The following is a 26,601-nucleotide window of genomic DNA, read 5'->3' on the forward strand; positions in this document are numbered from 1 at the left end:
TTAATGATTAATGGTTAATGATTAATGGTTAATGGTTAATGATTGATGATTAATGATTAATGGTTAATGATTAATGATTAATGGTTGATGATTAATGGTTAATGGTTAATGGTTAATGGTTAATGGTTAATGATTAAAATGATTAATGAAAGTATTATTCAATTGGTGTTGTGAAGTAATGCAATCATTGGCAAATTTTACAGGGTTTACCTATAAAGAAGTGAATGCTATTGTCTTTATTTTTCTAATGCCTATGGTAGATATTGCTCTTTTGCTACTTTTTGTAGTTAAATACGTGCAATACAGAGAGAAAAAGCGCTTTATTAAACAATTAGAATCACGTAACTAATGGAACAAAATCTATTACATAAATGTTTTGACCTTGCTGTAGAAGCCTTGAATTTATTAGCAGACACCTTTGGTACTACTTATGAAGCAGTGAATATCTATTTATATGTGTTTATTCAACCATTATTGACAATTTTATTGATTGTGGCTATTTTCTTCTTTCATAAGAAGAATAATAACCTACAAATGAAAATAGAAAAGTTACTATCAAACAAAACTAATACTAATAAATAAAACAAATACAATGAACGAAGAAATTAATATTATCTTAGACAGTACATCAGAAGCGATGCAAGAAGCATTGCAACACTTGGATAAAGCATTGGGCAATATTCGTGCAGGCAAAGCAAGTCCGCAAATGGTAAGTAGTGTAATGGTAGATTATTACGGAGCACAAACACCTCTAAGCCAAGTTGCTAACGTATCAGCTCCTGATTCTCGTACCATCTCTATTCAGCCTTGGGAAAAGAAGATGATTCAGCCTATTGAGAAAGCTATCCAGATAGCCAACTTAGGTTTTAACCCTATGAACAACGGCGAAATGGTGATTATCACTGTTCCTCCGCTTACTGAAGAACGCCGCCGTGAATTGGTAAAACAAGCTAAAGGCGAAGGGGAAGATGCTAAAATCAGCGTGCGAAATGCCCGACAAGAAGCAAATAAGGAGATAAAAAAAGTAGAAACTTCTGACGATATCAAGAAAGATGCTGAAGAGCGTGTACAAAAACTTACTGATAAATACATCAAAAAAGTAGAAGAAGTATTGGCTACTAAAGAATCTGAAATATTAAAAGTATGACAAATACCGAACAAGTAAAGGATTTAGTGAATCGCCTGGGTGCGTTAAGGAGGTATCTTTGACATAGATGCCAAACGCATTGAAATAAGTAACGAAGAAGAAAAGACTTTTGCACCTAACTTTTGGGACAATGCTAAAGAAGCAGAAAAAGTGATGCGTGAGCTTCGCACTAAAAAGAAATGGGTAGAAGACTATGAGGAAGCCGAAAGTCTTACCTCGGATGTAGAAGTACTACTTGATTTTTTTAAAGAAGGAGAAGCCACAGCCGATGAGATAGATCACCAATACACCCAAGCCCTACACGCTATTGAGGCTTTGGAGTTTCGCAATATGCTTTCAGATGAGGGAGATGCTATGAGTGCTGTATTGCAAATTACAGCAGGAGCCGGTGGTACTGAAAGTTGCGACTGGGCTTCAATGCTCTTGCGTATGTATACAATGTGGTGCAACAACCAGAAATACAAGGTAAAAACACTGAACTTTCAAGAGGGCGATGTGGCTGGTATTAAAACAGTTACTATTGAAATTGAAGGTGAATATGCTTTTGGCTACCTCAAAGGAGAGAATGGGGTACATAGGTTGGTGCGTATTTCTCCCTTTGATAGCAATGCCAAACGCCATACCTCATTTGCCTCGGTATATGTATACCCGCTGGCAGATGATACTATTGAAATAGAAATAAACCCTGCGGATATTACCTTTGAGACGATGCGCTCAAGTGGGGCTGGCGGACAGAATGTAAACAAAGTAGAGACCGCAGTACGCTTGCGTCACCACCCTACTGGTATTATTATTGAGAACTCCGAAACCCGCAGTCAGCTTGATAATAAGAACAAGGCATTGCAGTTGCTCAAATCGCAGTTGTATGAAATAGAGCTAAAAAAGCGTCAAGCCAAACGCGATGAAATAGAGGCAGGCAAAATGAAGATAGAATGGGGTTCGCAAATACGCAACTATGTGATGCACCCTTACAAACTCGTAAAGGATGTACGTACTAATTACGAATCTACTTATGTAGATAGCGTAATGAATGGTGAGCTCGATGAATTCTTGAAAGCCTACCTGATGCTTATGGGTACAAGCCGTACAGGCGATACTGATTAATAAAATATAACTTTGCCAAAGGTTGTAGCACAACAGGCTATAAAAACTTTGGCAAAGTTTTTTATTTGTATGAAGAAAGAAATATTAATATGTAGCGATTGTAATTATGACAATTTAATAGCTGAGATTTATATAGATGATAAGTATATAGCATTAGTGAGTTATGATGATAGAGGATATGGTAACTCATAAAGTTGATTACAATGTATTTATTGAGTTATTAGAAGAAGCTAAAAATAGTTTAAAATGAACGATAAAATAGTAGTTTATCAGGTGCTGACAAGGCTTTTTGGGAATACTAATACTACCAATAAAGCGTGGGGCACTAAGGAAGAAAATGGAGTAGGAAAATTTTCGGATTTTACTGAGAAGGCTCTATTAGAAATAAAAAAATTAGGAGCTACACATATATGGTTTACAGGGGTATTACATCACGCTCTCACTACTGATTATACAGCTTATGGCATCAGTAACGACTTTCCGGCGGTAGTAAAAGGACGTGCGGGCTCTCCTTATGCCATTAAGGATTACTATACTATAAACCCTGACCTTGCTGACAATCCTGCACAACGTTTGGAGGAGTGGGAAGCCCTTATTGCACGTACACACCAATGCGGATTGAAAGTGATTATGGATATAGTGCCTAACCACGTGGCACGCCGTTATGAGAGCATTGCTAAACCTGAGGGAGTACGCGGTTTTGGTGAAGATGATGATGTTTCGGTAACTTATGCTGTAAACAATAATTTCTATTACAACCCGAACGAGGCTTTTCAGTTGCCAGAGGGTATTTATGGCGAGTATCACGAGTTTCCTGCTAAATGGACAGGCAATGGGGCGCGTGCTTCTCAGCCCGATCGCAATGATTGGTATGAAACTGTAAAGCTCAACTACGGGGTACGCCCTGATGGCACTAAAGACTTCCCTACTCTACCTGCTGGTTTTGAAAATGAAGCTACAGAGATACATTACCACTTTTGGCAAAACCAAATAGTACCTGATACTTGGCAAAAGTTTAAAGATATTGCTTTGTATTGGCTTGAGAAAGGCGTAGATGGTTTCCGTTACGATATGGCTGAAATGGTGCCTGTGGAGTTTTGGAGCTATCTCAATTCGGTTATTAAGCATCATAACCCAAAAGCTTTTTTGTTGGCTGAGGTGTATAACCCTAATGAATATCGCCCTTACTTACAGTTAGGGAAGATGGATTACCTCTACGACAAAGTACAACTATATGATACACTACGAGCTATCGTTAGCTACGGACATACCACTGATACCCTTGCCCCTATACAACACAACCTGTCTGATATTTCAGACCGTATGTTGCATTTTTTAGAAAACCACGATGAGCAACGTATAGCCTCGCCAGAATTTGCGGGCTATGCCGAAAAGGCTAAACCTGCAATGGTAGTTTCTACCCTTATCAGCGAGTCGCCGGTGATGGTATATTTCGGTCAGGAAGTGGGTGAGCGAGCGGCAGAATGGGCAGGTTTTGGCAGTCCGTCTCGCACCTCTATTTTTGATTATATAGGCGTACCTGCCCACCAGCGCTGGGTGAATAATAAACGCTTTGACGGGGGACAGCTTTCGGAGGCTGAACGGGCTTTGCGAGATTTCTATCAGCGATTACTGAACCTAAAGGTAAATGGAGCTTATACCGACTTGCACGCTTATAACCGCGAGCATACTGCCTATTACAACGACAAAGTGTATAGTTTTGCAAGAGGCAATGAGGAAGAACAATGGGTGATAGTGAGCAATTTTAGTCCGTATGACAGCTATGGTTTTGATTTGCAGTTGCCTGCTTATTTATTAGGCAGTTGGTTCTTGAATGACGGCAGTTACCCCCTAACAGAAGCACTCTACAGCACAAAACAAACTATCCTATATATAGAAAATGGTAAAGGACATATGCGTGTGGATATAGCCCCTTTAGAGTCATTGATATTTAAGCGCATTAATCATTAAACATTATGAATATACATTTTATCGTAGCTCCTAGCACTCATCTGCGTCCGCTGATGAAAGAGCTTAGCAGTAAGCATCATATTACTACCCTCCCTGAAGAAATGACAAGCAACACTGATTGTGTGGTGGTAGATCCTCACCTTTCGGAACACCACCCCGATTTGCTACAAGCACAACAATTGGGGCTAAAACTCCTATCGCCTGCTGAATTTTTATATGAATACTTCAAAGACAAAACCCGTGTAGTAATAGCAGGTGAAAAAGGTAGGCAAGAAGTTTTAGCGCGTGTGCTGCACACTATGGCGTTCTACAACAAACCTTTAAGCTACTGCTTGCAACAGCCCATAATAGGGCAACAAGTACATTTAGAGGATACCGAATTTGTACTTATAGAAGCTGATGCCCAAAGTGCTGCCCTGCGACCTATTGTAGCTCTCATTACCGATATTGCCACTACGGATAGTCGTGATACTTACAATGCTTTTATCAGTGCAATTACCAAAGGAGGTATCTTAATTTACAACGAAGAAGATACTAGCCTCAGCAGTATAGTAGAAGCCAACGAAAATCCTATTAGGAAAATGGAATACCATACACCTGATTTTGAGACACATAATGATGAAATATACCTTATTACGCCAGAGGGCGACCTTCCTTTAGGAAAACTTAGTGCGGCATCGATAGGTTATATAGAAGCTGCTAAGTGGGTATGCCAAAATATGGCTATTGATGAAGCTGATTTTTACGAAGCTATGGCAGATTATCATCTATAAAAAAATCATTTATGGAAAAACTTTCTTTTACACCTATGGCACCGCAGTGGATTGCGTTCCCTGCTTATACTGAATTTACGATAGGCTGGCGTATGGGTGCTGGCGAAGGTTATAAATGGGAGTTTTGGGACTGGTATGAGACCCTTACCCCAGCACAACAAAAAGAGTACCAAGCACTTTTTCCGTATCCTTGTTTTTGGCATTACAACAGATGGGAAGAGGATGACCAAGATATAGATGACGAGGAGGATTATTACTACGAAGGAATTCCAGTTTGGCAACCTAAAGGTGCTTATAAATATTCTAAAGCGACCTTTATCAATTCGGCAAAGAAGCCCAAGTTTGTTTTCTTTTGGAAGCCCAATGCAGAGGTGGTGAATGAATCTTGTTTTTCGCAATGGAAACCCTCACCTTTTCGTGTAAATGTTGATGAGTATTACTGTGCTGAGCAGTATATGATGGCTGAAAAAGCTCGGTTATTTGGTGATGAAGAGGTGGAGAAAGAAATAATGAACACTTCCGACCCTAAACTGATGAAAGCCTTGGGAAGGAAAGTGCGCAACTTTGACCCTCAGGTATGGGACAAAGCCAAATATAGTATTGTGCTCAATGGGAATTATTACAAATTCACTCAGAATAAGGAAATGATGGACTTTTTACTCTCTACTAATGATAAAATATTAGTAGAAGCAAGTCCGATGGATACTATTTGGGGAATAGGCTTAGGCAAAGAAAATGAGAAAGCACAGAATATAGCTATGTGGCGTGGCAAGAACTTGTTGGGCTTTGCGCTAATGGAAGTAAGAGACGAGATTAGAAAGGTATATCAGAATGTACATTTACTAAATAAATAGGAATGAATAAACTCAAAATCAATGTAGTTACACTAAAAGAAGACGAATACCTCATTCGCGATAGTATTCGTTTTGAAAATTGTAGTTATCTACAGCTTCTCATTGACTACGAGGATATAGCTACTTATCCTGATTTTGAAGATATGCTGATAGTCCCCAGTGAATTATGCAAAAGTAGCTTACAAACTGGTGAATATCTATTGTTTACTTGTGCTTGTGGCGTTGCTGATGATGGGGGATGGAGTAAAATTAAGGTAACACATTCAGAAGCTATTGTTCAATGGGATTTTTTGAGAGGAAAACCTTATTGTTTTAAATTCTCTAAAGAAAATTACTTAAAAGAAATTCAAATTATCAACAAAAAAAGCTATACTTTCATTCCTAAAGAGATTATTTTTCCTGAAATTTAATTTTTAAGAAACAATAAGTTAGAAGTGATATATAATCAAAAAGCAAAAAAAATGAACGAACGATACGAAAACATCAGTAAAATGAATGATATCCTCTTGCGATTGGAGGGTATCCTTACTAATGCTGAAGCCCTATTGGAAGAATGGAAGGCTATACAGCCCGAATATGAGGCTTTAGAGGCTTATTATGACAGCGAACAATGGCGCGAAGATTATTTTGATAGCAATGACGGAAAAATACCAGATGAGGTACCACAATGGGTACTCACCCAAGACGCTATCTTTGATGCTATAGGTACTCAGTTTGATATTGCTGATAGCTTCCAGCCGTTATTAGACCGCATCAATAGTAGAAAATGGAAGGAATAACAAACAAATAAGAATATTCAATAAAACTAAAATTAATAATTACTTTATGCTAAAGAAAAATCTATTCTTATGGCTCTTTACCTTTGCCATAACTCTCGGTACTTTCGCTCAAAGTTATGAGTGGAAAGAAGCACAAAGTGGAGGTTATAGTTACAAATACGTAACTAACGACCCTACCAATGCAAGGTTCTATACTCTTAAAAACGGGCTTACTGTTATACTAAGCCCTATTAAAAAAGAACCTCGTATACAGTGTTATATAGCTGTAAAAGCAGGTAGCAAAACCGACCCCGCTACCAATACAGGGCTTGCCCACTATCTTGAGCATATGCTCTTTAAAGGGACTGACAGATACGGATCATTAGATTGGGAAAAAGAACAAAAAGAACTTGAAAAAATTGACGCCCTTTACGAAGAGTACAACCACACTACCGACCCTGAAAAACGAAAAGAAATTTACAAAAAAATAGACGAAGTATCGGGTGTGGCAAGCAAATATGCTATTGCTAACGAATACGACAAGATGATGACCCATATGGGAGCACAAGGTACAAATGCTTTTACCTCGTTTGAACAAACAGTCTATACCGATGATGTTCCTTCTAACGCTTTAGATAAATACATCACAGTACAAGCAGAACGTTTCCGTAACCCCGTATTGCGACTATTCCATACCGAATTGGAAGCTGTTTATGAAGAAAAAAACCGCTCGTTGGATAGCGATGGAAGTGAAGTGTTTGAAGTGCTCTTTGCAAACCTCTTCCAAAAACACAACTACGGGCAACAAACAACTATCGGAACAGTTGAGCACCTTAAAAACCCATCACTGAAAGAAATTCGCAAGTATTTCAATACTTATTACGTGCCTAACAATATGGGGGTGATATTATCGGGTGATTTTGACCCTGACCAAGCTATTGCAAAAATAGATAAAGCGTTTAGCTATATGGTAAGAAAAGATGTGCCTAAATATACATTTGAAGCAGAAGCCCCAATCAACGCACCTATTATCAAAGAAGTAGTAGGTCCCGATGCAGAAAGCCTATCTATTGGCTTCCGCTTACCTGGTAATCAGGAAAAAGACGCTGCCCTTGCTAACCTTATAGGGGCTATACTTACAAATGGCAAAGCAGGACTTATAGACCTAAACTTGGTAATGAAACAAAAATTGTTGCGTGCTAGTGCTTTTTCATATCTGCTTACCGATTATGGCGTGCTATACCTATCAGGGGCACCTACACAAGGACAGAACTTGGATGATGTAAAAAAACTTATGCTAAACGAGATAGAAAATCTTAAAAAAGGTAATTTTGATGCAGATTTGCTTCCTGCTATCATCAATAACTTGAAAAAATCTACTGTAGAAGAGACAGAATCATACGGCGGAAGGGCTAGTATGCTAATGAATGCCTTTACAGGTAATTTAGATTGGCGCAAAGAAGTAGATTTTATCAACGAACTCTCTAAAATCACAAAAGCCGATGTAATGGCTTTCGCTAATAAATATTTAGGTGATAATTATGTAGCTATCTATAAGAAAAAAGGAGAACGCCCTATTACCGAAAAGATAGAAAAACCTCAAATTACACCTATTGAAATGAATGCCGACAAAACCTCAGCTTTCGTTGAAATGGTTGATGCAATCCCTAACACCCCTGTAAAACCTGAGTTTTTAGATTATAACAAAGATTTACAAAAAGGTAATTTAGGAAAAGCTGAGGTACTTTATGTACAAAATAAAGACAATGACTTGTTCCGCTTATCCTTCCGTTACAAAATAGGTTATAACAATGATTTGGTTCTTCCTTGGGCAGGAAGCTATCTCCAGTTTTTAGGTACTGATAAAAAATCAGCCGAAGAAATCGCCAAAGAGTTCTATAAAATAGCATCAAGCTTCAATATTACTGTAGGCGAAGAATACACTACCGTTTTCATTGAAGGATTACAAGAAAACTTTGAAGCAGCTGTAAAACTTTACGAAGAATTAGTACTAAATGCAAAAGTGGACGAAGATGCTTTGAAAGCACTAAAAGAAAGAACTTACAAATCACGTATCAACAATAAAACAAATAAAACACAGATAATGCAAGCTCTTACAAGCTATGCAATGTACGGAGCAAAAAACAAATATAACAATTCACTTTCTAACGCCCAGATAGAAAAGATGAGCAGCCAAGAATTGGTAAGTAAAGTAAGAAAACTAAACGAATTAGAACAAACCATTATCTATTATGGTCCTGCTTCTCTTTCAGAGCTTACCAACAAATTAGGCAAATGGCACAAAATCCCTGCCAAATTTGCTAAGGCTCCTGCTGCAAAAGTATTCAAGCAAGTAGAGCAAAAAGAAAACCAAGTACTATTTACCGATTACGAAATGGTACAGGCTGAAACCCGCTGGATTCGCAATACTACTCCTTACAACCCCGCAGAAAGCACCGTAATAGGCGTATTCAACAACTACTTTGGTGGCGGTATGGGGTCATTAGTATTCCAAAACATTCGTGAGAGCAAAGCCTTAGCTTATGCCACTTTTGGTTATTACGGCTCTCCAAGCAAAAAGGACGGTAAATACTATCTATTGGCATACGTAGGTTCGCAAGCCGATAAGTTCAAAGAGGCTGTAAAAGCAATGGACGAATTGCTAACCTCAATGCCTACAGTAGAAAAAAACCTAAATATAGCTAAAACACAGTTGAAAAAGGAAATAGAATCTGAACGCATCACCCAAGATGGTATTATCTACAGCTATTTAGCCGCAAAAGAATTAGGTTTGAACTACGATATTAGGAAAAACATTTATAATAATATAGATAATGTTAGTATGAAAGATTTAACAAACTTTCATAGTAAATACCTTGCTAAAAAGCCTTACACCTACGTAATTTTAGCTTCAGAGAAAAACATTTCAACAGAAGAACTAAAGAAAATAGGAAAGTTCAAGAAACTTTCGTTAGAAGAATTGTTCGGCTATTAAAAATAGTATAACATCGCAAAAAAACTTTGCCAAAGGAAGTGGAATTCATCTCGCTACCTTTGGCAAAGTTTTTTTTGTTGAGAATTAATTAGTATCTTTGTCGCCGAAAAATAGAAATTTATACAATGAGAAGAACTTTTATAGATTATATCCTCATCTCACTAAAAGGAATAGCAATGGGTGCAGCCGATGTAGTTCCTGGCGTATCTGGAGGTACTATAGCTTTTATTTCGGGCATCTACGAAGAGCTCATAAATTCCATCAGCAAGATAAACCTACAAGCCATAAAAATACTTACCCAAGAAGGTATCCTCGCCTTTTGGAAACACATCAATGGCAGCTTTTTCGTAGCCTTACTCTCTGGAATAGGTATCAGTATCCTTTCACTAGCTAAAATAATGAAATGGCTATTAGAAAATGAACCCGTAATGGTATGGTCTTTCTTCTTTGGGCTGATGGTGGCAAGTGTGCTTTTTTTGATGAAAGAAATAGAACGCTGGAACTTTGGTAGCATTATGGTGATGCTACTTGCTGGAGCGATAGCCTATATAATTACAGTTATTCCGCCATTGGTGAATGGCAGTAATGAAAATGTGTTTTTTATATTTCTTTGTGGAGCATTAGCTATTTGTGCAATGATACTACCCGGTATATCGGGAGCTTTTATTTTAGTACTTTTAGGAGCCTATCACACAGTACTTGATGCCCTTAGCAGTTGGAATTTCAAAATTATTTTAATTTTTGGTATGGGTGCACTTACTGGTATTTTAAGTTTTTCAAAAGCTTTGAAATGGTTATTTGCTAAGTATCGCAACCTCACCTTTGCAGGGCTTACCGGTTTTATAATAGGCTCGCTAAATAAAGTATGGCCTTGGAAAGAAACACTGCAAACCGACCCCCTAAATGGTAGCGTAATACACGAAAAAAGCGTACTACCTTCTACCTTTGAAATGATAACCCACAACGATGCCCAAGTAGTAACAGCCTTATTACTCGCTATAGTAGGTTTTTTCGTAATCTATGGCATCGAAAAATGGAGTAACCTCCAAAAATCATAATAAAATGACAAAAGTATTACCAAGAGGACATAAAAAGTTATTGAATGCATGGGCATTTTATGACTGGGCTAATTCTGTATATTCGCTAACTATTGTATCTACTATTTTTCCTATATTCTACGGATTGCTATTTCGCACTGCAGGCATTACCCATATTAATTTATTAGGAACACCCGTAAAAAGCACCTCAGTAATCACCTTTGTAACCGCTTGGGCATTTGCTGCAGTCGTTATACTCTCGCCCATATTAAGCGGTATTGCCGATTATTTAGGCAATAAAAAGTCATTTATGCGCTTCTTCTGCTATTTAGGAGCACTCTCAAGTATCACACTTTATTGGTTTTCGTTAGAGCATATTTATTTTAGCCTGTTATGCTATTTTTGTGGTGTAGTAGGCTTCTGGGGAAGCATCGTATTTTACAATTCCTACTTGCCCGATATAGCCCTACCCGAACAATACGATGCCATAAGTGCCAAAGGCTACAGCTTAGGCTATGCAGGGAGTGTAATATTACTGATTTTCAATCTTATAATGGTATTAAAGCCCGAATGGGTAGGCTTCGAAAACAAAAGCGTAGAAACCACCCTTACCACTATGCGTATATCGTTTATTACCGTAGGCATTTGGTGGATAATCTTTAGTGCTATCCCATTCTATTATCTACCTACCTACCAAAAAGAGCGCGGAAAATTAAGCCGACAGATATTTTTAAATGGCTTCAAAGAACTCAAAAAAGTATGGCAACAACTCGCTACTTCTAAAAAACTAAAATGGTATTTAATCGCTTTTTTTGTGTATAGTATGGGCGTACAAACAGTAATGCTGGTAGCCACCTATTTTGGCGAACAAGAGATAGCTTGGGCAAGCCAAACCGAAAGCACTATGGGACTGATAGTAAGCGTACTTATCATTCAGCTGGTAGCTATCATAGGAGCTAAACTAACAGTAAAAGCTGTAGAAGCGTGGGGCAATATCAATACATTGATCTTGTTGAATATCATATGGGTAATAATTTGTGTAATAGCATTTTATATCCATAAGCCCTTCCATTTTTACCTATTAGCCACCCTCGTAGGGCTCGTAATGGGCGGCATACAAACACTTTCGCGTTCCACCTATGCAGCCTACCTACCCGAAACAAATGATACAACCTCATTCTTCAGCTTTTATGATATTACAGAGAAAATAGGGATTGTCATAGGAATGGGAGTTTATGGTGCTATAGACCAATATACCAGCAATATGCGAAACGCAACCCTATCACTACTCGTATTTTTTGCACTAGGAGTATTATTACTTTTTAAAGTTAAAAATAAAAAAACTAACCCATAACTTATTACAAATGAAAGGTTTCAGATTTTTTCTTGAAAGATATGGCTTTGCTGTATCATCACGATTAGCCGAGAAATTAGGTGTACGTGCCAAAGATGTGCGAATATTCTTCATTTACGGCACATTTGCCACACTTGGTGCTTGGTTCGGCGTGTATTTATTATTAGCTTCTTTATTGAAAATCAAAGACTTATTCTACACCAAAAGAACATCAGTATTCGATCTTTAAACCACAACATTAGCAATACCCCCACTTCCAAATCAGCCCAAAAGTCTCACAATTCAAAATTCAAAATCCAAAATTCTTCTCACCGAAGGATGAGCGAAAGATGAGCGAAAGATGAGCGAAGGATAAGCGAAGGAAAGTCGGCGAGCTGGCGCAGCCGAGTATGTGACGAAGGTTAAAAGCCTGTGCGGCTCGCACCGAAGCTAGTGCTGCCGAGTGTGTAAGCAAAAAAAATAATCATTAAATATTTGTAATTAAACATTATTTTGTATCTTTGCAAAATAAAAAATCATCAGTTATGATAGACCCTAATAAATTATCTATAGGCATCTTATTACCCATTGAAGCATATGAAGGTGCCATTCCTAAAATGGAGCACCAAGTAGAGCTTATACAGCGAGCTGAAGAATTAGGTTATGAAAGCGTGTGGGTACGCGATATCCCACTCAATAACCCCGATTTTAAAGAAGTAGGGCAAATATATGACCCTTGGGTATATCTTTCGCATATAGCTTCGCTTACTAAAAAAATTAAATTCGGAATCGCAAGCGTTATCTTACCCTTACGACACCCATTACACGTAGCAAAAGCCTCAGCAAGCCTCGATGTCCTTTTCCCTAACAGATTTATAATGGGAGTAGCCTCAGGCGACAGACCCGTAGAATATCCTGCTTTTAACAAACCTTTCGAATTACGCAGTGCCCGTGTATCAGAACATATGCGAATGCTACGCGAGCTTTGGAGTAAAGATTTCCCCACCTATAACAACGACTACGGTACACTAATGGCTAATGTAGGCGATGTAGTACCTAAACCCATACGCAAAAATATACCAATGTACGTAACAGGGCACGTAGGCGGTGTAAACCTCGAGTGGATAGCCAAAAATGCTGATGGTTGGATTTACTACCCTCGTGATTTCGCTTTTACTAAAAAAATTGTTGAAGAGTGGAATGAAGCCCTAGCTAAAGACGGCGAACCTAAAAAACCCTATATCCAGCCTGTATATATAGACCTGATGGATGACCCTAATTTTGAACCTCAAAAAATAGACTTAGGTTTTAGATTAGGACGTAACTACCTGATAGATATGTTCCAAGAGTTGGAAAAAATAGGCGTAAACCACACAATGTTAGTACTAAAATACAGTACTCGCCCCGCTGCAGAAGTACTAGAAGAAATAGGCAAAGAAGTATTACCAGAATTCAAATAAGAAGTTGATATGACTATTACTCAATTTCAATATGTCTTGGCTGTAGCCAAATACAAAAATTTTACAACCGCCGCAGAACATAGTTTTGTTACACAACCCACCTTGAGTATGCAAATACAAAAGTTGGAAGAAGAATTAGGTGTTATCATTTTTGATAGAAGCAAAAAACCACTACAAATTACTGAAGTAGGAGAACGTATCGTAAAACAAGCTCAGGTAATCGTAAACGAATCTGAGCGAATGAACGATATCGTAGCACAAGAAAAAGGATTCATAGGTGGCGAATTTAGAGTAGGTATTATCCCTACTGTATCCCCTACCCTATTGCCAATGTTCCTAACAAACTTCATTAAAAAATACCCAAAAGTATGCTTGAAAATTGAGGAACAAACTACGGAAAATATCCTCAAAAAAATAGCCGATGGCTCATATGACGCTGGTATTTTAGCTACACCTTTGCATAATCCCAACATCATAGAAAAACCACTATACTATGAACCCTTTGTAGCGTATATCCCTGTAAATCACCGTTTGCAAAACGCCAAAACTATCTATAGCGAAGATCTTGATATCAATGATATCCTGATGCTCGAAGACGGACATTGCTTTAAAGATAGTGTACTAAATATCTGCAATCAAGATATTATAGAATCAAAACAGCATTTCCAGCTAAAAAGCGGTAGTTTCGAAACATTAGTACGATTGGCAAACGAAGGACTGGGTATGACACTGCTGCCATATTTGCATACTTTAGAACTCAAAGAAAAAGAAAAAGAATGTGTACATTATTTCGTAGAACCTTACCCCGCACGCGAAATTAGCCTTATCTATCACAAAAATGAACTGAAAATGCAGATTATTAAGGCTTTACACGATACCATTTCAGGGGTTATCAGGGGAGCTATCGCTTTCCAAAATGTAAAAATCATTAGCCCAACACGAGAAAGGCACAATATTTGATTAAATTAGGTGTTGGATATGATATCAATTTAAAAACATTTTTATTAATAATGAAAAATATTTCGGCAGTATTATTTTTACTATTCATTTCGTTTGCATCTTGTAGTTTTACAAGTAAAAACTTTAACAATCCCGAAAAAAATAAAGAACAAGTTCTTTTAGAGATTGTTGAGCACGTGCTTGCACGCGCACACTTTAGTCCCATAGAGATAGACGATGCTTTTTCAAAAAAAGTATTTAAAAGTTACTTAAAAAATATTGATGGGCAAAAACGCTATTTCTTGCAATCAGACTTTGACGAGTTTAAAAAATACGAAACTCGTTTAGACGATGATTTAAAAAATGGTGATATTAGTTTTTTCTATCTTACTTATGACCGCTTGAAACAGCGCATAAAAGAAGCTGAAGGCGTTACTAAAGTTATCTTTGGGAAACCTATAGACCTAAACTCCAACGAAAGTATCAATACCGACTATGATAATTTGTCATTCGTAAAAAATAAAACCGAATTACAAACACGTTGGAAACAAATCATCGTATTCTCTACCCTTTCTTCTTTTATTACCAAACAAAAAGAAGAAGTTACTAAAAAAGAGAAAGATGCCAAATATGAGCCTAAAAAAGACGAGGAACTAAGAAAAGAATCAATAGAAGCTACTCAAAAAACGATTAGTGAAATGTTCAATATGTACAACGACATTACTCGTGAAGAGTGGTTTAGCATATTCGTAAATGCTATTACCGAAACTTTTGACCCTCACTCCAATTATATGGCTCCCGATGTAAAAGAAGGATTTGATCGTGATATGTCGGGAAAATTTGAAGGAATTGGAGCACAATTACAAAAGAAAACAGACGGTATAGCTATTACAAACGTTATCTTGGGAGGACCTGTATGGAAAGGAAAACTTTTAGAAGTAGGGGACCAAATACTAAAAGTAGGACAAGGTAGTGCCGAGCCTGTAGATGTAGTAGGTATGCGATTAGACGATGCTGTAAAACTTATCAAAGGACCTAAAGGTACCGAAGTACGCCTTACAGTAAAACGCGTAGATGGCACCATAGAAGTAGTGCCTATTATACGAGATGTTGTAGAAATTGAAGAAACCTATGCCAAGTCTGTAGTAATAACTGCTAACGGAAAACGTTATGGGCTTATCAATTTACCTAAATTTTACATTGATTTTGAAGATGTAAACCAACGTAATGCAGCCACCGATGTAGCATTAGAAATTGAAAAACTAAAAAAAGAAAATATTGATGGTTTAATAGTTGATTTAAGAAGCAATGGAGGTGGTTCACTAAAAACTGTAGTAGATATAGGAGGACTATTTATCCCCAAAGGGCCTATTGTACAAGTAAAATCATCTCGTGGTAGTCGCGATGTACTTTCAGATAACGACCCTAAAACACAATGGGATGGTTCGTTGGTGATACTTACAAATGAATTATCAGCATCAGCTTCTGAAATCTTAGCTGCAGCTATGCAGGATTACAAACGCGCTATTATCATTGGCGGGCGACAAACATTTGGTAAAGGTACTGTACAAAGCTTTGTAGATTTAAATAGCTTTTTACGCCAAAACAACTACGGCGATTTAGGAGCTGTAAAAATCACTATACAGAAGTTTTACCGCGTGAATGGAGGTTCTACTCAGTTAAAAGGCGTAGAAAGTGATGTAGTAGTCCCTGATAAGTACAAATATATTGATGTTGGAGAAAGGGATATGCCTAACGCAATGCCTTGGGACAAAATAGAAGCTGCTAAATTTATCCCTTGGACAAACAATGCTAATTTTGAGAAAGCTATAGAAAATAGCAAAAAACGCATTGCCGAAAACGCTTATTTAAAGCTCATAGATGAAAATGCACAATACGTAAAGCAACAACAAAAAGAAAATGTATTTCCGCTAAACTATGAAGCTTATAAAAAAGTAATAGAGAAAAATGAAGAACAAGCTAAAAAATTCAAAGCTATAAGCGACTATAAATCAGACTTAAAATTTAGTTCAGTAGCTTCCGATGAGGCAAAAATAAAAACAAATGAAGATTTAAAACTTCGCCGTGATCGTTGGCACGAAAGCTTGCAAAAAGATGTATATATAGACGAAGCTGTAAAAGTGCTTGAAGATTTGAATTAAGGTTAATAGTTATATTTTTTAAAAACTTTGGTAGAGTTATAAAAAACTTTACTGAAGTTTTTTATTTTTTGAAGATTTCAAAAAAATCGTATATTTGCAGTATAATTATCATTTTAAAAATACATTATAAATTTATTGTTATAATATGTTTATTATTAAGTATGTGGGTTGCAAGCTCAGCCCCACGATACTCTTACAAATAAAGATGTACAAAGAGAAATAGAGATTATTAAGCAGTTTAGGCAAAAAGATTCTGTGCGTATAGCTTTATTACTGAATGAAATACAGGAGCTTATTAATGCAAAAAAAACAAATAATGACACTAAAAGTACAGCCGACTCTATAGCTACTGCCAAAAAAGAAAAAGAAATTGAACAATTACGTGCCAAAATACGAGGGATACCTGTTGTTTTTCAAAAAGATACACTCTTTTACTTGTACAACTCTTACGGACCTTACGATGTAGAAACACGAGCTAAATATGTAGAAGATAAACTAAAAGAACTGTATGAAGATCCTTTTTTTGTAGCTGACTCTATCAAAATTATGCCTCTAAGCGATTGCTTATCAGTAGCATATCAAAATAAAATTATTGCTAGTATCACAATAGTAGATGCTCTTTGGGAGAATACAAACCAAAATGATTTGGCTACAAAGTACATAAATATTATTAAAAATGTTATCACTAAGTACAAAGAGCAAAACAGCCTCAAAGCGGTACTCATACGCTTAGGAGAGCTATGCTTGGTACTCTTGATAGCTTTTGTGCTTATATGGGGTATCAATAAGCTATTTCGTTTTCTAAGAAGGCTTATTATAAATTCTGAACATCGTTTTTTAACAGGTATCAAAATAAAAAATTATGAGCTTATCAAGAGAAAACGTATTGTAAAAGTACTTTTAAAAATATTAGGAGTTGTAAAAGCTATTATATTCTTATTCTTAATAGTAACTATTATTCCTCTAATCTTTGATATATTCCCTTCTACACAGCACTTATCAAAAATTATAACACATTGGTTTTCAGAGCCTATTAAAGATGTAGGAAAAGCAATTATCGGATATTTACCCCATTTATTTAATATTATAGTTATTATTGTTATCACACGCTATATATTAAAGATATTTCGCTTTTTTGCTTTAGAAATAGAGCGTGGTATCTTGAAAATTAGAGGTTTTCACCCCGAATGGGCTCATATTACCTATGTACTAATACGTACTATGCTTTATGTACTTGCATTAGTAATTATATTTCCTCATCTGCCAGGCTCAGATAGTGATGCCTTTAAAGGTATTTCTATGTTTTTAGGGGTACTTATATGATTAGGGTCTTCATCAGCAATTTCTAATGCAATTGCAGGGGTTTTTATTAGTTATATGCGCCCATTTCAGGTAGGCGATTGGATAAAATCTGGGGAAATAATAGGGGTTGTAATAGAAAAAAACGCTTTAGTAACTCGGTTGAAAACTATTAATAATGAAGATGTAACAATACCTAATTCGGCTATTTTAGGAGGAGCTACAATGAATTATTCTTCTATTGGAAAAGAAATAGGTTTAGCTCTAAATGTACATATAAAAGTACGCTATGATTACCCCGATAATCTAATAGAAGAATTACTTATAGAAGCAGCTTTAATGACCAATGGCATATCGCCTAAACCTCACCCTTATATTTTTCAGTTATCGTTAGGCGAGGTAAATGCTTTATATGAGCCAAATGCTTATACTTTCCTTCCTGAAAATATGTACTTTATAAAATCTGACTTGGTGAAGAATATCCAAAATACTTTTAAGCAAGCCAATGTAGAAATATTCTCTATGCAATACGTTGAGCTTGTAGAAAGAAAAGATAAAAACATTAAAAAAGCCTGATATAATTGCTATCAGGCTTTTTTTAATTTCATTAGCAACTCCCATAGTACAATTCCTGCACTCACTGAGACATTTAAGGAATGTTTGGTGCCATATTGTGGTATTTCAATCACTTCATCTGATGTTGATACTACTTCTTGTGCAACTCCTTTCACTTCATTACCAAAGATAACAGCGTACTTAGTGTCTTTTACAGGAGTAAAATCTTGTAGCATAGTAGCATACTCTGCCTGTTCAACACTCACTATGCGTACTCCTTCATTCTTAAGCTGTTTTACTACCTCAAGTGTATCGGCTATGTATTGCCATTCTACGCTATCGGTGGCTCCTAAAGCTGTTTTGTGTATCTCTTTATTAGGAGGGGTGGCTGTAATACCACAAAGGTATATTTTCTCTATCAAAAAAGCATCTGCAGTGCGAAATACCGAGCCTACATTATTAAGGCTACGAACATTGTCTAAAACTACTATTATAGGTGTTTTGGCTGCTTCTTTGAACGTTGTTACATCTAAACGCTGAAGCTCACTATTAGCTAATTTTCGCATATTATAATCGTATAACTTTATCTACTCCTTTTATAGCTTTTATATCCTGCATCAGTTTTTTAAGAGTAGCGTTATTATTAATAGAAATTGATACTTTACCACTAAATACATTACCTTCGGTGTCTATATTTATATTGGTAAGTTTCACAAATTTACTATCTAATATTACCTTTGAAATATCGCTGATAAGCCCATTGCGATCTATACCACTAATTTTTAAACTTACTTTAAAATCTTGCTCATCTGATTTTATCCATTTGGCTTGTATAATGCGATAGGCATAGTTTGATTGCATTGATATTGCGTTGGGGCAAGTTTTTTTATGCACCTTTACCCCTTCATTGATAGTTACAAAGCCAAAGATAGGGTCACCGGGAATGGGGTTACAGCATTTTGAAAATGTATAATCAAGGGTTTCTTCTTCTTTGCCAAATACAATGCTGTCGTAGTGCTTATCAGGGGAATATGTGGGTTCATCGGGGGCTTTTTTTACTGTTTTACTTTTGAAAAAGCCAAAGAATGAACTGCGATGTGAGGCAAACTCTTTTAGCATTTGGTTTGTAATCTCACCTGTTCCTGCTTGATAGTAAATATCTAAACTTGTCTTTGTTTTGAAATAACTTACCAAATCATTTACTACATCTTCGGTAAGTGAAATTTTCAGCTGTTTTAGCTTCCTGATAAGTATTTCTTTACCTTCTGAAGCTACCTCTTTGGTTTCTTCTTTCAGTGCATTTTTTATCTTACTTCGTGCCTTAGAGGTGGTGGCGTAGTTTAGCCAGTTTTTGGTAGGTTTGGTATTTTCAGAAGTAATAACTTCTACTGTATCGCCGCTTTTCAGTACATAGTTTAGAGGTACTAACTTATTATTTACCTTTGCACCGCGCGTTTTTAATCCTACTCCTGTGTGAATACAGAAAGCAAAATCTAAAGGAGTAGCTCCTTTGGGGAGTGATTTTATATCGCCATTAGGGGTAAAGACGAATATTTCTTTAGAATAAAGGTTTAGTTTAAAATCTTCTACGAAATCTACAGCATTGGTATCGCTATTTTCAAAGACTTCTTGAAGCCTATTGAGCCATACTTCTATACCTTCTTCTTTTTGATCGCCGTGTTTGTATTTGAAGTGTGCTGCATAGCCTTTTTCGGCTATTTCGTGCATACGTTCGCTGCGTATCTGTACTTCTACCCATTTTCCTTTAGGTCCCATTACGGTAATGTGTAGTGCTTCGTACCCTGTGGATTTAGGTGATGATATCCAGTCGCGCAAGCGTGTAGGGTTAGGGCGAAAGTGGTCGGTGACTATGGAATAGATTTTCCAAGCTAAGAATTTTTCTTCGGAAGGGTCACTTTTATAAATGATGCGTATGGCAAACTTGTCATACACTTCTTCAAAACTCACCCCTTGAGATTCCATCTTTCTATTGATGGAGTAAATAGATTTAGGGCGTCCTTTTATATAATAGTCTAATTTTTGTTCGTCTAACGATTTGGCTACTATTTTGGTAAAGTCATTGATGTAGGATTGTTGTTCTTCTTTAGATTCTTCCATTTTTCCGAGAATCATAAAGTAGCGTTCTGGGTCGGTATATTTGAGTGATAAATCTTCGAGTTCGGTTTTGATGTTGTACAATCCTATGCGGTGTGCTATAGGGGCGTAGATATACAATGTTTCGGAGGCTATTTTGGTTTGTTTGTATTCAGCCATAGCGTCCATTGTTTGCATATTGTGCAAGCGGTCGGCAATTTTGATAAGTATTACCCTTACATCATCATTCATTGTTAGCAGCAACTTTCTGAAGTTTTCGGCTTGCAATGAAATATCATTTTCTCTACTGAGGTGTGATATTTTGGTAAGTCCTGCTACTATATGGGCTATTGTTTTACCAAAGATACGTTCCATATCTTCATTGGTATAGCTGGTATCTTCAACCACATCGTGTAGCAATGCAGCGCTGATAGAGGTAGCATCTAATCCTATTTGAGCTGCCACTATTCTTGCTACTGCTATGGGGTGGAAAATATAAGGTTCACCGCTTTTTCTTCGTTGGCTTTTATGGGCTTCAACAGCGGTATCAAAAGCCAAGCGAATTAGTTTTTTATCTTCCTCATTAAGTGTTTGGTAGCTAACACTTAGGAGTTCGTTATATTTTTCCTCTATAGCTGCTTTTTCTTCTGGGGTATAATATTCTGTTTCCATTGGGGTAAGGTGTTAATAAATCAGTATGGTGAATAAGCACCTATTTATTGCTGCAAGCGGCGAAGTTTTATATCGGAAAGTATTTTTTTTGTATAAAGGGGAAAATCAGCATTTTGTAGCCAACCGAAGTAGCCAGGTTCATTAAGCAATACATCGGTTATGCGTTTTCCTTTGTGTTTTCCGAAAGTAAATATTTCTTCGCCTTTGTCATTATAAGCTATAAAACCCGCAAAATCAACTGCTTGCTTGCGAGAGGTAAAGTCGCTAAGCTTTTTGATGTCGTTTTCCAGCTCGTCATAGCGGTCGAGCTGGGCTTTGAGTATTTCGTAGGTAGCGTTGGTATCGGCTGAGGCACTATGGGCATCGTTAAGGTCTTTGCCACAATAGAACTTGTAAGCAGCCGAGAGGGTTCGTTGCTCCATTTTGTGGAAGATGGTTTGTACATCAATAGTTACGCTTTTGCCGAGACTAAAATCAATGCCTGCGCGGCACATTTCTTCGGCAAGTAGTGGAATATCAAACCTATCGGAGTTGTATCCTGCCAAATCGGCACCTTTTATCATATCGTATATCTGTTTTGCCAGCTCTTTGAAAGTAGGTTCGTTGGCTACCATTTCATCGGTTATTTTGTGTACTGCAGAAGCTGTTGGGGGTATGGGAATGGTAGGGTTTACTTTCCACGTTTTGCTTTCTTTATTTCCGTTAGGATATACTTTTAGGATTGAGATTTCTACGATACGATCTTTGGTAATGTCAATTCCTGTAGTTTCAAGATCGAAAAAACAAATAGGTTTTGATAATTTTAGTTCCACTTTTTGATAATATTAATTATACTATTCTTCTATTTCTGCTGAAAGTCCAGCATCTAAAAGCCCTATGCAGTAGGGCACAAGCACTTCATAACTTCCTAACTTCACATCGCATTTGCCTTTGAAATGGACAATAATGGCACACTGTTCGGCTTGTTCAAATGTATGATGGCACACTTGCACGAGTGTATCTATCACATAATCAAAGGTATTTACATCATCATTGTATAAAATAAGCTTGCACTCCTCGCCCAACGCTACTAATACATCGGTATCTGTAAGCGTTTGTTCTTGATGATTGATGAGTAACATATCTTTTTTTAAGTATTCTTTTGCCTACAAAGGTAGTACAAAAATATGACATATGCAAATTTTAGGATTATTTTTTTATATGGGGGTATAGGCACATACTCGCCTGCGCCAGCTCGGTGCGTTTTATCCTTCGCTCAACCTTCGCTTATCCTTCGCTCAACCTCCGCTGAAGGTTCGGTGAGACATTTTTTATCTTTATGGCTCACTCAGTAGGGTGGCTATCTCATTGAGTGCTGAGGGTGCAAAACTCTGTAGCTCTTTATTATTTACTAAAAATAATTGTTCGCAATCGGCTAAAGTTTCTATAATATGTGATGATACTAACACTATATGTTGTTGCGAAAGCTCGCCTAATAACTTTTTTACTTGATAAACTGAAGTGATATCTAAGCCGTTGAAGGGTTCGTCAAAAATATAGAAGCTATAGTCTTTTTGCAATATGGCATTCAAATAGACTTTTTTGCGCATTCCTGTAGATAGTTCCCTGATGAGCAATGATTTATCTACCTGAAAGGGCATATGGTTATTAGTTTTTATCCCTAATAACAAACTGTAAAAGGTATAAAACTCACCTACGGTAAGATGCTCATACAAATAGGGTTCGGTAGGTAAAAAACCTACTTGCTGTGGTGGTAATTTTTTATTATTGTACTTTACTTCGCCTTTAAATGAGGTTAAACCTGATAAGCATTTAAAAAAAGTGGTTTTTCCTGAACCATTTTTTCCTACAACGCCATAAATTCCTGTTTTGGAGAGGTTAAGTTGTATGTTTTCAAGTATTTTTCTGTCAGAATAGTGTTTTTCTTTAATGAGAATGTTCAGCATATTGTATTTTCTTAATATTTCGTATTGCTAAATAATAAAAATAGGGGATTGCCATTATAGGTATGATGTAGATTATCCCAATAGTAATTGCCAGCAGGGCAAATCCTTGTCCTAAGGGTTGTTTCCAAAAGGTATATTTGGTAAGTACTCCTATAGCAGGAATGGCAATATACAGAGGCAGTACCTCTATATATTGCCACTTAAAGCAAATAAAGTAAGTGATAAGCACAGGTGTAAAAAGTAAGGTGCTGTTGTATATACCTGCTTTAAGCTGCTGTAATAGGTAATCTTTCCCTTTATGGGTAGCTACTACTATATGTGCTTTGTACTCTCTTTCAAAATAAGGCATACAGCCTGTTAAAGCTGTTATAGCCAAAGCAAAAAGAGCGATATTGGGATTGGCATACATTGCTCCTATAATTATAAGTGCAATGGCAATGGGGAGCATTATTATTAGTTTATACTGACGAAAACTAATGTGCCAAAAGGGGTCGGATAGCGAAAAAGGGTAGCGTAGTACCCAATTTTGCTGAGGCAGAAAGGCAATGATGACTAATAGGATTATTACCCCTATAGCTGTTATAAAATCGGCTTTCCAAAACATCAAAAGCAAAGGTAGAAGGTTTTCAACGAGGTATTCTCCTATGATAGCAAGAGGATACTGAGGTTGTACTTTCAGTAGTGTTAGGTCTTTTCGCTGGTAATGATAAGCAAGTGTTCCTAAGGGTAAGCCCCATAGGAAATAGTGCAGACTATCGTAATGATGATATAAGCCGTACAAAGCATAGCCTGCTACTGCTATAAGTGAGGCTATTGTAAGTACATCACCCTTAGGAAATAACTTGCGATAATAAATATAAGCAAGATAAAATGAAATGCGCATTATTAGAATAGTTTAAAGGAAGCCCTTGCAAAGATATAACGCCCATTAAGACCAAACTGAGAAGTAGCACGAGAATAAACAAACTGATCGTTGTTATTATTCGCTTTTACATTCTTTTCGGGATAGATGTCAAAAAGGTTATTTACTCCCAAAGTGAGGGTCGCTTTTTCGGTAAAATTATAAGCCAGCGAAAGGTCGGTAATAAGTTTGCCACGTATTACTTGGTGTCCGTAGCTATCAAACTGAAAATCGCCGATTTGCTGGGCAGTTCTAATCACATCGGGACCTGTAGTATCGCCATAATAAGTATTACGCAAGTATAAATTCCATTTACTGATGTTCAAATTATGTGCCAATTCCACCCGCAAGTACCTCTTTGTTGAATGATTGTTCTGATAATATGCCTATTTTTAGGCAAATATAGTTATTTTTCTCATTGATAATAAAGAAGTTAGATTTTCTTACAAAAATAAATACTAAAAAACTTGTGAGATATATAAAAATGTTGTAACTATGCACCAAAAATTAAGAAATATATAAAAATAATGAAAAGAATTTTATTTAGTATTTTAATTATTGCAACTTTTATAGGTTGTGGTAAAGATGACAGCAATGGTAACAGCGATACTCCAAAGTATTCGGCTGAAGAAGCTAAAGCAGAAGTAAAAGCGACTATGGATAGCTTTTACAATTGCCTACAAAAGGCTAATGATGGAGGTTTTGCAAATTTCCTTTACAATGCTATTGCTAAAACTTCAAAACAAGATGATGCTTGGTTTGCTAAATTAGGAGAGAAATTTGAAGAAACTTATATAAATGATATTAATTCATCAAAAGATAACGATAGGTTTGACTTCAATAAATTTAAAGGCACCTATACTTGGGATAATACAAGCAAAAGCTGGAATAAAGAAGCTAATAATAAAATTGTACTTCTATTTCCTGCTACGGCTTCTAGTACAACCAACAATGCACGAGCTGAAATAGATAGCTATACTGATGAAGAAATATTTATAGACAATCAAAAGAGATTTCTTGTTAAGAGTGCACATCTTTTGATCTCGGTAGATAATACTAAAATGCTTGAAATAACCCTTCGTAATGCTCAGTTCAAAAAATTAGGTAAAGGTATTACGCCTACTGCTATTGACTTGAGCATCTATACCAATCCTTTTAACACTACAATTAAATTCTTTAAAAGAGAAAATGCACATTACAATTTTAATTTCAATTTTAGTTCGCAACAAGGTTGTGCTACAGGATTAGCAGCTGATGTAAAACTTACTTCAGACGATTTAGATAGCTTTACATCATTTGAAGAAGCCGTAGAATCTATTAATGTAATAGCTTTTCAAGATAAATTTCAAATAATAGCTAATGCTGATATCAAATCACTACACAAAGCTGGGAAGAAAATAAATAATCTTCAAGGAATAGACTTGAATACATACATTAAGGCAGAACTTTATAAGAACAACAAAAAAATAGCTGATGTGAAAGTAGAAGAAGATAATAGAGGCGATTCAGATCTTTTCTTTATCTTCTCTGACGGCTCAAAACAAAAAGCTGAAAGTTATATAGAGGATTTTGAAGAGAAAATAAAAAATATTTTTGGTCGCTTTTTTAACCTATAAATAAAAATGAAAAAGATATTATTTATCTTATTTATCACCATCAATAGCATTGCTTTCGCTCAAGAGAGCAATGCTATTTTTACAACTACTGATAGCCTTTCTTCTTCACCACAACATCAGATAGGTATAGGAATTTCGCGTTTTATTAACGCTGCCTTTCCTAATGATAGTAACACATTTTTATTAGAATACCGCTATCTAAAAAATGCAACTTGGGCTTATAGAATAGGTGGTGATTATAGTGCTAATAACCATACCGATAGCCTTTATGAAATAGCCTTAAAAGTGGGCATTGATAGGGTATATAAAAACTACCAACAATGGAGTTTTTACTATGGTATAGATATATGGGGACGACACTTATACTACAAAGACCGACAACAATACTTTACAAGTATAGCATTGAATCCATTTTTCGGGATACAATACAAGTTAAGTAAGAATTTTTCGCTCTCTACAGAACCAGGATTCTTTTTTAAATACAATATACGCCGCGATCATAGAAGTTTCGATCCTAAAGCTCAAATGGATACGTGGGAAAGCCGATTTGCTAAAGTTGGAGTCATACAAGTCAATTTTCATTTTTAAAGTGTTATAAAGCACTCTATTTGACCATAAGATATTTACTAGAGAAACCAAATAGCCGCAATTTTACAGCCTAAAAAACACGTTATTTAACATTTACTACAAGTGCTCCTAAGGAAGTAATTTGAAAAGTTTTTGCAGTAGAGCACGGCTTAATCTCAATTTAAAATTCATCACTCACCATTCACAAACAAAAAAAGAGCAACTCATTTACTGAATTGCTCTTTTATAAGAAGGCGGCGACATACTCTCCCACGTAACCGTAGTACCATCTGCGCTAAAAGGTTTAACTGCTCTGTTCGGAATGGTAAGAGGTGAGACCTTTGACTATAACAACCTTAAATCTTTTAGACTATATTTTATATATTATATTAATCAATAGCCCATTATATTTTAACAT

27 protein-coding genes and 1 rRNA gene are annotated in these 26,601 nt (G+C 36.4%); 20 read left to right on the plus strand and 8 right to left on the minus strand.

Annotation, left to right across the window (positions count from 1 at the left end):
• Positions 1-145 precede the first annotated feature (145 nt).
• The 18 genes from HMPREF9075_RS00630 (at position 146) to HMPREF9075_RS12485 (ending at position 18,408) form a co-directional block, all read left to right on the plus strand.
• Positions 146-349: a hypothetical protein gene (locus tag HMPREF9075_RS00630; protein WP_009414643.1), complete on the plus strand. Its 204-nt coding sequence runs from the start codon at positions 146-148 to the stop codon at positions 347-349.
• Positions 349-582 (plus strand): hypothetical protein, encoded by a 234-nt coding sequence (locus tag HMPREF9075_RS00635; RefSeq protein ID WP_009414644.1) that lies wholly within the window; start codon positions 349-351, stop codon positions 580-582. The genes HMPREF9075_RS00630 and HMPREF9075_RS00635 overlap by 1 nt, the downstream gene beginning before the upstream one ends.
• A gap of 10 nt (positions 583-592) precedes the next feature.
• Positions 593-1,147 (plus strand): ribosome recycling factor, encoded by a 555-nt coding sequence (gene frr, locus HMPREF9075_RS00640; RefSeq protein ID WP_009414645.1) that lies wholly within the window; start codon positions 593-595, stop codon positions 1,145-1,147.
• Positions 1,144-2,251, plus strand: a protein-coding gene (gene prfB, locus HMPREF9075_RS00645; RefSeq protein ID WP_157049184.1) for a peptide chain release factor 2 whose coding sequence is annotated in 2 segments (ribosomal slippage) — positions 1,144-1,203 and positions 1,205-2,251 — 1,107 coding nt in all. Because the reading frame shifts where the segments join, the coding sequence is not laid out codon by codon here. The genes frr and prfB overlap by 4 nt, the downstream gene beginning before the upstream one ends.
• Positions 2,252-2,497: 246 nt before the next feature.
• Positions 2,498-4,222 carry an alpha-amylase family glycosyl hydrolase gene (locus HMPREF9075_RS00655; RefSeq protein WP_009414648.1) on the plus strand — a complete coding sequence of 575 codons (1,725 nt, stop codon included), beginning with the start codon at positions 2,498-2,500 and terminating at the stop codon, positions 4,220-4,222.
• A gap of 5 nt (positions 4,223-4,227) precedes the next feature.
• Positions 4,228-4,995: a hypothetical protein gene (locus tag HMPREF9075_RS00660; RefSeq protein WP_009414649.1), complete on the plus strand. Its 768-nt coding sequence runs from the start codon at positions 4,228-4,230 to the stop codon at positions 4,993-4,995.
• Between the two features lie 11 nt (positions 4,996-5,006).
• Positions 5,007-5,849, plus strand: coding sequence for an NADAR family protein (locus HMPREF9075_RS00665; RefSeq protein WP_009414650.1), 843 nt, complete (start codon positions 5,007-5,009; stop codon positions 5,847-5,849).
• 2 nt (positions 5,850-5,851) lie between these two features.
• Entirely contained in the window at positions 5,852-6,259 is a 408-nt protein-coding gene (locus tag HMPREF9075_RS00670; protein ID WP_009414651.1) for a hypothetical protein, read from the plus strand.
• 51 nt (positions 6,260-6,310) lie between these two features.
• Positions 6,311-6,628 carry a DUF4298 domain-containing protein gene (locus HMPREF9075_RS00675; RefSeq protein WP_034556417.1) on the plus strand — a complete coding sequence of 106 codons (318 nt, stop codon included), beginning with the start codon at positions 6,311-6,313 and terminating at the stop codon, positions 6,626-6,628.
• A 46-nt stretch (positions 6,629-6,674) separates the two neighbouring features.
• Positions 6,675-9,602: a pitrilysin family protein gene (locus HMPREF9075_RS00680; protein WP_009414653.1), complete on the plus strand. Its 2,928-nt coding sequence runs from the start codon at positions 6,675-6,677 to the stop codon at positions 9,600-9,602.
• Positions 9,603-9,727: 125 nt separating this feature from the next.
• Positions 9,728-10,660 (plus strand): DUF368 domain-containing protein, encoded by a 933-nt coding sequence (locus tag HMPREF9075_RS00685; protein ID WP_009414654.1) that lies wholly within the window; start codon positions 9,728-9,730, stop codon positions 10,658-10,660.
• A gap of 4 nt (positions 10,661-10,664) precedes the next feature.
• The gene (locus tag HMPREF9075_RS00690) at positions 10,665-11,993 is read left to right on the plus strand and encodes an MFS transporter (protein WP_034556424.1); all 1,329 of its coding nucleotides are present in this window, start codon (positions 10,665-10,667) and stop codon (positions 11,991-11,993) included.
• Positions 11,994-12,003: 10 nt separating this feature from the next.
• Positions 12,004-12,222 carry a hypothetical protein gene (locus HMPREF9075_RS12710; RefSeq protein ID WP_009414656.1) on the plus strand — a complete coding sequence of 73 codons (219 nt, stop codon included), beginning with the start codon at positions 12,004-12,006 and terminating at the stop codon, positions 12,220-12,222.
• A gap of 295 nt (positions 12,223-12,517) precedes the next feature.
• Positions 12,518-13,432: an LLM class oxidoreductase gene (locus tag HMPREF9075_RS00695; protein WP_009414657.1), complete on the plus strand. Its 915-nt coding sequence runs from the start codon at positions 12,518-12,520 to the stop codon at positions 13,430-13,432.
• A gap of 9 nt (positions 13,433-13,441) precedes the next feature.
• Positions 13,442-14,392, plus strand: coding sequence for a hydrogen peroxide-inducible genes activator (locus tag HMPREF9075_RS00700; RefSeq protein WP_009414658.1), 951 nt, complete (start codon positions 13,442-13,444; stop codon positions 14,390-14,392).
• 50 nt (positions 14,393-14,442) lie between these two features.
• Positions 14,443-16,533 carry a carboxy terminal-processing peptidase gene (locus tag HMPREF9075_RS00705; RefSeq protein WP_034556448.1) on the plus strand — a complete coding sequence of 697 codons (2,091 nt, stop codon included), beginning with the start codon at positions 14,443-14,445 and terminating at the stop codon, positions 16,531-16,533.
• A gap of 168 nt (positions 16,534-16,701) precedes the next feature.
• Positions 16,702-17,856 (plus strand): hypothetical protein, encoded by a 1,155-nt coding sequence (locus HMPREF9075_RS00710; RefSeq protein WP_009414660.1) that lies wholly within the window; start codon positions 16,702-16,704, stop codon positions 17,854-17,856.
• A gap of 18 nt (positions 17,857-17,874) precedes the next feature.
• A complete protein-coding gene (locus tag HMPREF9075_RS12485) occupies positions 17,875-18,408 on the plus strand; it encodes a mechanosensitive ion channel domain-containing protein (RefSeq protein WP_255351806.1) in 534 nt (177 codons plus the stop codon).
• 11 nt (positions 18,409-18,419) lie between these two features.
• Here the strand turns inward: HMPREF9075_RS12485 and HMPREF9075_RS00715 are convergent, their stop codons facing one another.
• The 7 genes from HMPREF9075_RS00715 to HMPREF9075_RS00745 all read right to left on the minus strand — a co-directional run bounded on the left by HMPREF9075_RS00715 (position 18,420) and on the right by HMPREF9075_RS00745 (position 24,326).
• Entirely contained in the window at positions 18,420-18,953 is a 534-nt protein-coding gene (locus tag HMPREF9075_RS00715; protein ID WP_009414662.1) for an RNA methyltransferase, read from the minus strand.
• Between the two features lies 1 nt (position 18,954).
• Entirely contained in the window at positions 18,955-21,153 is a 2,199-nt protein-coding gene (locus HMPREF9075_RS00720; protein ID WP_009414663.1) for a bifunctional (p)ppGpp synthetase/guanosine-3',5'-bis(diphosphate) 3'-pyrophosphohydrolase, read from the minus strand.
• A 44-nt stretch (positions 21,154-21,197) separates the two neighbouring features.
• Positions 21,198-21,965 (minus strand): 3'-5' exonuclease, encoded by a 768-nt coding sequence (locus HMPREF9075_RS00725; RefSeq protein WP_009414664.1) that lies wholly within the window; start codon positions 21,963-21,965, stop codon positions 21,198-21,200.
• A 21-nt stretch (positions 21,966-21,986) separates the two neighbouring features.
• Positions 21,987-22,274 carry an ATP-dependent Clp protease adaptor ClpS gene (locus HMPREF9075_RS00730; protein WP_009414665.1) on the minus strand — a complete coding sequence of 96 codons (288 nt, stop codon included), beginning with the start codon at positions 22,272-22,274 and terminating at the stop codon, positions 21,987-21,989.
• Between the two features lie 195 nt (positions 22,275-22,469).
• Positions 22,470-23,099, minus strand: a complete 630-nt coding sequence (locus tag HMPREF9075_RS00735; RefSeq protein WP_009414666.1) for an ATP-binding cassette domain-containing protein — start codon at positions 23,097-23,099, stop codon at positions 22,470-22,472.
• Complete coding sequence (locus HMPREF9075_RS00740; RefSeq protein WP_009414667.1) at positions 23,080-23,982, minus strand: hypothetical protein; 903 nt, start codon at positions 23,980-23,982, stop codon at positions 23,080-23,082. Before HMPREF9075_RS00740 ends, HMPREF9075_RS00735 begins: the two co-directional genes overlap by 20 nt.
• A 2-nt stretch (positions 23,983-23,984) precedes the next feature.
• Entirely contained in the window at positions 23,985-24,326 is a 342-nt protein-coding gene (locus tag HMPREF9075_RS00745) for a TonB-dependent receptor (protein ID WP_034556429.1), read from the minus strand.
• A 201-nt stretch (positions 24,327-24,527) separates the two neighbouring features.
• On the opposite strand from HMPREF9075_RS00745, the gene HMPREF9075_RS00750 reads away from it, so the two are divergent.
• The gene (locus HMPREF9075_RS00750) at positions 24,528-25,616 is read left to right on the plus strand and encodes a hypothetical protein (protein ID WP_009414670.1); all 1,089 of its coding nucleotides are present in this window, start codon (positions 24,528-24,530) and stop codon (positions 25,614-25,616) included.
• Between the two features lie 6 nt (positions 25,617-25,622).
• A complete protein-coding gene (locus tag HMPREF9075_RS00755; RefSeq protein WP_009414671.1) occupies positions 25,623-26,204 on the plus strand; it encodes a hypothetical protein in 582 nt (193 codons plus the stop codon).
• Positions 26,205-26,432: 228 nt separating this feature from the next.
• Here HMPREF9075_RS00755 and rrf read toward each other — a convergent pair.
• Positions 26,433-26,542: ribosomal RNA gene (gene rrf, locus HMPREF9075_RS00760) — 5S ribosomal RNA — on the minus strand.
• Positions 26,543-26,601: the final 59 nt, after the last annotated feature.

The organism is Capnocytophaga sp. oral taxon 332 str. F0381 (assembly GCF_000318275.2).
In the GTDB taxonomy this organism is placed as follows: domain Bacteria; phylum Bacteroidota; class Bacteroidia; order Flavobacteriales; family Flavobacteriaceae; genus Capnocytophaga; species Capnocytophaga bilenii.